The following is an 8280-nucleotide window of genomic DNA, read 5'->3' on the forward strand; positions in this document are numbered from 1 at the left end:
CCCGAGTGTATTACAAGCTCGGCATTCAATCCGCTGGTTTACTATCTGGATGTAACAGGGGCTAGTGCCGATTGGCGTAGCGATGAAACGGCGAACCTTACCTCCTTTTTTTTATGACATCACGACTACGACATGATGGACATTTAATATGAGGATTGTGTGCTACGTGAAAGATGGTCGCGTCACCATCAAACTCTGTAGAGCAATAATGGAAAGGGCCGCGTATTCCAAAGCGATGGTAAAGAAGTGAAGTTGACATTAACTGGCTATTTTTGGCGATATGGTATCAGAAAAGTCATTCAGGTATCGATTTTCCGGATGAACCATAAATTGAAGCAATAGCCAAAAGACTGCATCATTGAGAGCTGAACGTTACAATTGTGATATTCAGTGCTAAATCGGTTATAAATAATATGAGGAAATTGAGTTGGTAGAAGCAAAAACTATCGGGTTGTTCTTTATTACAGCAGTAGCAGAGATATTGGGGTGTTATCTACCTTATCTCTGGTTGAAAGACGGGAAATCTGTCTGGCTTTTACTACCAGCAGCTCTATCCCTAGCACTATTTGCTTGGTTGCTTTCTCTTCACCCAACAGCGGCTGGTAGGGTTTATGCTGCCTACGGTGGAGTTTATATTTTCGTAGCAATACTATGGCTGTGGATAGTTGATGGTATTCGACCAACTTTATGGGACATAGTCGGTGTGACGGTAGCGCTGATCGGCATGGCTATCATCATGTTCGCGCCAAGGTACACCTAATAATGAACTATTGAAACATTTCAAATTGAGGGGTATGAGCAAGCTCCACCTTAGGTCTGTCCCTATTTTGGTCTCAACATTAAGACAGCCATTTGACATCGACTTACTTTTCCCAAACTAACTTATCTCTCAGAAGAACATGTTTAATTGAAAAATTGATACATACGGAAGATAAAACATATGATATTTCATATGTTTTATTGCGTTGAATAGTTCCTATGTTTGATCCAATCCTTCTTTACAAAGCATTTGCTGAAGAAACTCGGCTTAAGTCTCTGCTGTTAATGCAGAAACAAGAAGAATTGTGTGTGTGATCTCATGGAGGCGCTTAATCTCAGTCAACCCAAAGTCTCTCGGCATCTTGCCGAACTGCGAAAGCACGAGCTTGTTATGGATGAGCGACGTGGTAAGTGGGTTTACTACCGAATCAATCCCAGGCTAGCTCCTTGGGTTAAGCAAGTGCTGGAGATAACCCTCAAGCATAATTTGGCACTTATCGAGCCAGAGTTGCAGTTCATCAAAGGCAAAACATGCTCGAATGGTATAAGTGAATAATGCTCTATTCAGTTGGTTTATCAATTTCATATTAAAGAAGTCTGTATGAGTAATATCTCAAGCTGTGGCGAAACCAGCGCATCTGAAAAAATGAGTTTCCTAGATCGATATCTAACCGTATGGATTTTTCTTGCAATGGCCGTTGGTGTCGGGGTTGTAGTGTGCTTCCCTCTGTCGGCTCAGTGGAACGAAAGCCTATCTGTAGGTTCAACCAATATCCCGCTTGCTATTGGCCTAATCCTAATGATGTACCCTCCATTAGCGAAAGTAAATTATAGCCTTCTAGGCGAAGTAACTCGTGACAAACGCGCGATAATGCTTTCTTTAGTGATGAACTGGCTCGTGGGACCGATTTTGATGTTCACATTAGCCATCATTTTCTTACGCGATCAACCTAGTTATATGGTGGGACTCATTCTGATCGGCCTTGCTCGATGCATCGCTATGGTGTTGGTTTGGAATGATATCAGCGGCGGAAACAAAGAGTACGGTGCAACTTTGGTTGCATTAAATAGCGCGTTTCAAATTGTCACGTATAGTTTTATGGCGTGGCTGTTTATTACTGTTTTACCCCCTTACTTTGGCCTTGAAAGTTTCGTTGTTGACATCACTATCTGGGATATTGCACAAAGCGTCTTAATTTATTTAGGCATCCCTTTCTTAGCGGGTTTCTTAAGCCGTAAACTATTAGTTTCAGCAAAAGGTGAACAGTGGTACAACGAAGTCTTCATCCCGCGTATTTCGCCAATCACCCTGATTGCGCTTTTGGCAACCATCGTTTTGATGTTTAGTCTGAAAGGTGAAATGATCATCGAGTTACCGATGGATGTGTTCCGTATTGCAGTGCCACTGATCATCTATTTTATGGTGATGTTTTTTGTGAGCTTCTACATCGGGAAACGTATGGGGATCCCTTACGACCAAAATGCTTCTATCGCCTTTACTTCAACGGGCAATAACTTCGAACTGGCTATCGCCGTATCAATCGCTGTATTTGGATTAAACTCTGATCAAACATTTGCAGGCGTTATTGGACCTTTGGTTGAAGTGCCCGTTTTAATTGCTTTGGTCAACGTCGCATTACGAATGAAGAAGAAGTACTATCCTCCCCATCATGGTATTAAAGCGCACAATCAATAACCAATTCACAAACGTCATGATCTTGCCATTAAGCAGTCAATGAGTTCATCCCGATAAGAATGCAACAATGTAATTAGAATTAACCTAGGTAACTAACACCACTGCAATCCAGTAGGGAGGCTTGGTTGATGAGTAAGTAACATTCGACAGTGCTCCAAAAACAAAAAGGCTGCGATGGAGAGCAGCCTTTTTTACTACCCGTCATATCATGACGACTGGTTTTTGGGGCTTGCCAAAAGCTCCGCAATCGCTTGATCGTTTTGGTGACGAACATCCAAGCCAGTCACAAAATAAATCGTGTACTCACAAACGTTGCGCGCGTGATCGCCAATCCGTTCGACCGCGCGACCTATCCACGTGATCTCCAAAATGGTTTGATAGTGAGTGCCTTGCACCAGCATATCTTTATCATTTTGACGCAAAATATCGCCGTAGCTGTTGTCGATTTGTTTATCTAACATTGCTGCTTCTAGCGCATCGTGTGCATTGAGATCGTGAAAAGCGTTCATCGATTTTTGCAGCATATTGATCACGTTCGCGTTAATTGTTTCAAACGCATCTTCTTGTAATTCAATACCATCAAAATAGTCTTTGTCACCCGGATGGTGCTCCTTTAAACGCAACACCGCATGGGCGATCCGTTTAGATTGATCGCCAATTCGTTCAAGATCCATGATCGCTTTCATGATCGAAAACACCGCACGTAAATCGCGGGCTGCAGGTTGGCGTTTGACTAAAATATCAATGCAGCGTTGATCAATGGCCAGTTCTAACAAATTGATATTATGATCGTGTTCAATTACTTGCTTGGCCAGTTCGGTATTGCCTGTCATAAACGCATCGAGTGCGTCCCGCACCTGTACGATGACTAAATCACCCATATTCACCACGCTATCCACAATAGAACGCATTTCGCTATTGTAGCTATGAGAGGTGTGCCCATCGACACCATGAGTTGTCATAAAGTTCTCCTAAAACAGTCGTTAACCGAAACGGCCAGTAATGTAATCTTCAGTGCGGCTATCACGTGGGTTGGTGAACAACTCACGTGTTTCGCTCAGTTCAACCAAGTTACCTAAGTGGAAGAAGGCGGTTTTATCTGAAACGCGCGCCGCTTGCTGCATGTTGTGTGTCACCATCGCAATGGTGTAGCTGCCTTTGAGCTCATCAATCAGATCTTCAATGATCGAGGTCGCGATAGGGTCAAGCGCCGAACAAGGCTCATCCATCAAAATCACTTCAGGGTTAACCGCAATCGCACGAGCAATACACAAACGCTGTTGCTGGCCACCAGATAGTCCGGTGCCCGGTGCTGATAAGCGATCTTTGACTTCTTTCCACAAGCCAGCGCGGCGTAAGCTGGTTTCGACGACTTCGTCTAAGTCGGATTTGTTATCCACTAGGCCATGTAATTTAGGGCCATAGGCGATATTTTCATAAATCGATTTTGGAAAAGGATTAGGCTTTTGGAACACCATGCCAACTTGCGCGCGCAGCTGCACCACATCTAAGCTAGGGTGATAAATATCTTGCCCGTCCAAGGTAACTGAACCTTCAACACGAGCCGTGTCGATGGTGTCGTTCATACGATTTAAACAGCGTAAAAAGGTTGATTTACCACAACCAGAAGGGCCGATAAAGGCGACCACTTCATGCTCAATGATATCCATATTGATGCCGTGTAGCGCCTTGGTTTCACCATAGAAAACTTTCACATCACGCGCGGCCATTTTAATTTGTGTGGCTTGGGCTGGTTCTTTAGCGGTGCTCTTTACCTGTGGTATCACAAGGGAGTGTTTGTTCATAATAGCTTCACTTATCATCTTTATTACCACCGAGTTTCAAAGCGTCGACGCAACCAAATCGCCAGCGCATTTAAGCTAATCATTAGTGCTAACAATACGGTGATTGCAGCAGAGGTTCTTGCTTCAAAAAAGTTACGCAGTTCGTTACCCTGCCAGAGGAAAATCTGCACAGGAAGTGCGGTCGATTGATCAAGCGGTGTTGCCGGCACACTCGCGACAAACGAGCTCATGCCAATCAAGAGCAGTGGCGCAGTTTCACCTAATGCTTGCGCGATGCCTAAAATGGCCCCAGTCAAAATGCCCGGTAGTGCCAAAGGCAATACGTGATGGAAAACGGCTTGAGTTTTGGACGCGCCGATACCCAGAGCTGCTTGGCGAATCGATGGTGGTATCGCTTTCAAAGTTGAGCGAGTAGCAATGATCACGGTGGGTAGTGTCATTAGTGTTAATACCAAACCACCGACAAATGGTGCCGAAAGCGGTAACTTAAACCACAAAATAAACACTGAAGCCCCCAGTAAACCAAACACGATAGAGGGCACTGCCGCTAGGTTGTTGATGTTCACTTCAATCAAATCGGTGAGTTTATTTTTGGGTGCAAACTCTTCCAGATAAATCGCTGATGCGACGCCAATTGGAACGGCTAAGAGCATGACAATTAGCATCATAAACACCGACCCCATAAACGCCCCCGCTAAGCCAGCCGAAGCTAATGAGCTGCGAGAATCGACGTTCATAAACAGCGCTGTACTGAATTTGTTTTGGATAACGCCACGTTCAGCGAGCTCATCCGCCCACGCGCGGGTACGAGCACTCAACTGCTGACGAGAGTCGGGTAGATCACGGTCGATGTTGCCTTTCAACCACACATCGACGTTGGCTTCCGCCAGTAAATCAAGACGTAAGGTTTGGCCGACCAGTGAAGGATCATTGACTATCATATCGCGCAAAGCAAAACGCTCGCCGCTGGTGATCAATTTGATCGCATCACGCTGGTAGCGAGTCGCTTCAGGGATTTCGTTGGCCAAACTGTTGACAATAATACGGTTGAAATTAACCATGCCGACGCTGCTTTGCCATGTGAGCATGCGTTGATTGAACTGCGCCGGGCTCTCATCACTTTGTTGGATGGGTTTGGGCTCTATTTTCACGACATCGGGGTCAAAGTAGACATCCAAGGTCACTGTCGCTTGCCAAAAGGCTGGAATACCTTTGGAAAGAATCGAAGTGAATAGTATCGCCACAAAACTTAACGCTAAGGCAACCGCGCCAATACCTAAAGCTCTAAAGCGGCGTTCACTGTTGTGACGTTTTTTCAGCGAGCGAGCAATGCGCAGTTTTGTTTCATTACGTTGCGCATAGGCATCGTCATCTTGAAGGTTAGTCATTTGAATGCTGTTGTCCATGGCGTTACTCATACTGTTCACGGTACTTACGTACGATAACGAGCGCGATCACATTAAGGCATAGCGTGATCACAAACAGGGTTAAACCAAGTGCAAAGGCCACTAAGGATTGTGGGCTAGCAAAATCGGTATCGCCGGTCAGTTGGTTGACGATGGTAACCGTCATAGTAGAGACAGCCTCGAATGGGTTGGCTGTTAATACTGGGCTATTTCCGGCAGCGAGAACCACAATCATGGTTTCACCAATCGCCCGGCTGGCGGCGAGCAAAACTGCACCAGTCACGCCAGGTAGCGCGGCAGGTAGAACCACTTTGCGAATGGTCTCTGATTTGGTTGCGCCAAGGCCAAGCGAGCCATCTCTTAGTGTTTTGGGCACTTGAGTAAGAATGTCGTCGGATAGAGAGGAAATAAAGGGAATCACCATTAAGCCCATCACAATCCCCGCGGTTAGAGCGGAGGTGGCACGAATATCGATATGGAGCCACTGTCCCAATTCGCTCAGAAAGGGGCCAACGGTGATTAAAGCAAAAAAACCATAGACGATGGTGGGAATACCCGCGAGCACTTCAATCATCGGTTTGGCTATCGAGCGAATGCGACTTGGTGCATATTCAGCTAGATAAATGGCGCACATCAGGCCAATAGGAATAGCGACGATTAAGGCAATCAATGCAATTAAAAAGGTTCCTGCCAGTAATGGCAACATACCAAAGCCAGTTTGGTTCTCTGTACCTACTGTTGAGAAACGAGGGTTCCATGTGGTGCCGAAGAAAAATTCGCTCGGGCTAACAAAACTAAAGAAACGTAACGCTTCTCCAACCATAGAAAGAACAATGCCTACTGTGGTTAAAATCGCCACACCAGAACACAGAATCAGTAGTATATGCAGTGCACGTTCGACGGTGTTGCGTGCCCGAAGATCAGGGCGAATTTGTCGAGTGCTGAAGACTAATCCGGCCGCGGCAACCGTTGCCATCAAACCAGTGAGTAATAAATAGCTGCGTTGTTCTAACTGCTTTAAGTAGTCTGCGGCGGTAATTTCTTGAGGAGAAAAGCTATCGAGTACAGCGAAACCGCTGGCGATATTATGCAGTTTATTCATCAGTACGTGAGCACCCTCCACGGCCGTTGGCTGCAGATCCGTAGGAAGGCTATCAACCACCATTTGCTGAATCAGTATGGGAGAACATAGGCTCCATACTATCCAAATTAACAAAGCAGGAACCACACACCAAAGCAGGGTTAGCATGCCGTGATAAACAGGGCGAGAGTGTAAACGCTGAGTTCCAGCATTGGTTGATGCTACTTTTTTACTGCGCGTCAGCCCTAAGTGGTAAGCCAGTGCCATTACCGCCAGTAGTACCACCATCAGCATCAGATTATTCATTGTTATTCTTACCTTATTAAAGCGTTAGCTTGAGCCGAAAACACTGGCCCAAGCTAATCAGAGAGCCTTAAAGGAGTTTGCGATTTTTAATGTTTTGCGACACCTGGGCGCGCTCTTTATCATCCATTGGGATAAGGCCTGCCGCTTCAAGTTGGCTACCCGTTGCGCCCATTTGTTCGCTCACAAAAAACTGTGCGTATTCGAGGATTCCCGGTACTACACCGACATGAGCATTCTTGATGTAGAAGAACAGTGGGCGAGAAACTGGGTATTGCCCGCTGCCAATGGTATCTAAGCTTGGGGTTACGCCGTTAACGGTCGCCACTTTCAAGCGGTCACGGTTTTGGTCGTAGAAGCTTAGGCCAAATACACCAAGCGCATTTTTCTGAGCATCAAGACGAGCGAGGGTTTCGGTATAATCGCCAGCGACTTCAACTACGCGACCATCGGTGCGAATCGCATTACAGAAGTTGCCTTTGGCTTTTTTGTCCATCGCTTTGACTTCGGCAAAAGTCTCACAACCTGGGTGAACGACTTTCTCTTCGTACACTTCACGCGTGCCGTGATTAGAACCTGGTATCACAAGCAGAATTTCTTGGTCAGGAAGAGAGGCGTCAATTTGCTTCCAGTTGGTGTAAGGGTTTGACACCATTTTGCCATTCTGCGGAATTTGTGCTGCACCCGCTTTAAACACATGCTCTGGCTTAAGGGCAAAAGTGCCACTGTCGGTACGAGATGCGAACACAATGCCGTCATAGCCGACTTTGACTTCAATGATTTCTGTCACGCCATTCGCGCGGCAGCTTTCCACTTCAGAAGATTTAATGGCGCGTGAGGCGTTAGCAATATCGATGGTATTGACACCGACACCTTGACAGAACTGGCGTAAACCGCCACTTGAACCACCGGAACCGACCACTGGCGTGTTAAATTGTGGGAAGGTTTGGCCGAACTCTTCTGCAACGATAGAAGAAAATGGTAAAACGGTTGAAGAGCCAGCGATTTGGATCGTATCACGTGCCATTGCTGGGGCAGAGATCGCGGTTGCGATGGTTGAAGCAAGCAAAAGCGCATTGCGTCCGAACTTCATAATATTTCCCTCATTAAATTTCATAACCGTAGACTGTTTTGAAAAGTCTTCCGTAAGCAGCTTTGTATTGTTTAGCTAGGTAAATTCTGAGAGGACAATGTGACAATAAAATAGACTTTATGTGACAAATTTATGAC

General features: G+C 45.8%; 7 protein-coding genes and 1 pseudogene. 3 read left to right on the forward strand and 5 right to left on the reverse strand.

Annotated features, from left to right (window positions below; genetic code table 11):
* The first annotated feature begins 427 nt into the window (after positions 1 to 427).
* From B9J87_RS15600 to arsB, 3 genes and pseudogenes are all read left to right on the forward strand, one after another.
* Positions 428 to 760: a YnfA family protein gene (locus B9J87_RS15600; protein WP_094128516.1), complete on the forward strand. Its 333-nt coding sequence runs from the start codon at positions 428 to 430 to the stop codon at positions 758 to 760.
* Positions 761 to 978: 218 nt separating this feature from the next.
* Positions 979 to 1315, forward strand: a pseudogene (locus tag B9J87_RS15605) (metalloregulator ArsR/SmtB family transcription factor).
* A 45-nt stretch (positions 1316 to 1360) separates the two neighbouring features.
* Positions 1361 to 2455, forward strand: a complete 1095-nt coding sequence (gene arsB / locus B9J87_RS15610) for an ACR3 family arsenite efflux transporter (RefSeq protein ID WP_094151625.1) — start codon at positions 1361 to 1363, stop codon at positions 2453 to 2455.
* A gap of 206 nt (positions 2456 to 2661) precedes the next feature.
* On the opposite strand, the gene phoU is transcribed toward arsB, so the two are convergent.
* The 5 genes from phoU to B9J87_RS15635 all read right to left on the reverse strand — a co-directional run bounded on the left by phoU (position 2662) and on the right by B9J87_RS15635 (position 8143).
* On the reverse strand, positions 2662 to 3417 hold the full coding sequence (gene phoU / locus B9J87_RS15615; RefSeq protein WP_094147400.1) for a phosphate signaling complex protein PhoU: 756 nt from the start codon (positions 3415 to 3417) through the stop codon (positions 2662 to 2664).
* Between the two features lie 21 nt (positions 3418 to 3438).
* On the reverse strand, positions 3439 to 4185 hold the full coding sequence (pstB, locus tag B9J87_RS15620; RefSeq protein WP_237666633.1) for a phosphate ABC transporter ATP-binding protein PstB: 747 nt from the start codon (positions 4183 to 4185) through the stop codon (positions 3439 to 3441).
* A 98-nt stretch (positions 4186 to 4283) separates the two neighbouring features.
* A complete protein-coding gene (gene pstA, locus B9J87_RS15625; protein WP_254918147.1) occupies positions 4284 to 5666 on the reverse strand; it encodes a phosphate ABC transporter permease PstA in 1383 nt (460 codons plus the stop codon).
* 4 nt (positions 5667 to 5670) lie between these two features.
* Positions 5671 to 7053, reverse strand: coding sequence for a phosphate ABC transporter permease subunit PstC (gene pstC, locus B9J87_RS15630; protein ID WP_094151629.1), 1383 nt, complete (start codon positions 7051 to 7053; stop codon positions 5671 to 5673).
* Positions 7054 to 7120: 67 nt separating this feature from the next.
* Positions 7121 to 8143 (reverse strand): substrate-binding domain-containing protein, encoded by a 1023-nt coding sequence (locus B9J87_RS15635; protein WP_094151631.1) that lies wholly within the window; start codon positions 8141 to 8143, stop codon positions 7121 to 7123.
* Positions 8144 to 8280: the final 137 nt, after the last annotated feature.

The organism is Vibrio sp. V19_P1S1T109 (assembly GCF_002241375.1).
GTDB lineage: Bacteria > Pseudomonadota > Gammaproteobacteria > Enterobacterales > Vibrionaceae > Vibrio > Vibrio anguillarum.

Bases quoted from the DNA above. Each gene is read 5' to 3' on its own strand.
- arsB (WP_094151625.1), top strand. From the start codon at position 1,361: ATGAGTAATATCTCAAGCTGTGGCGAAACCAGCGCATCTGAAAAAATG.
- phoU (WP_094147400.1), bottom strand. From the start codon at position 3,417: ATGACAACTCATGGTGTCGATGGGCACACCTCTCATAGCTACAATAGC.
- pstB (WP_237666633.1), bottom strand. From the start codon at position 4,185: ATGGCCGCGCGTGATGTGAAAGTTTTCTATGGTGAAACCAAGGCGCTA.
- pstA (WP_254918147.1), bottom strand. From the start codon at position 5,666: ATGGACAACAGCATTCAAATGACTAACCTTCAAGATGACGATGCCTAT.
- pstC (WP_094151629.1), bottom strand. From the start codon at position 7,053: ATGAATAATCTGATGCTGATGGTGGTACTACTGGCGGTAATGGCACTG.
- B9J87_RS15635 (WP_094151631.1), bottom strand. From the start codon at position 8,143: ATGAAGTTCGGACGCAATGCGCTTTTGCTTGCTTCAACCATCGCAACC.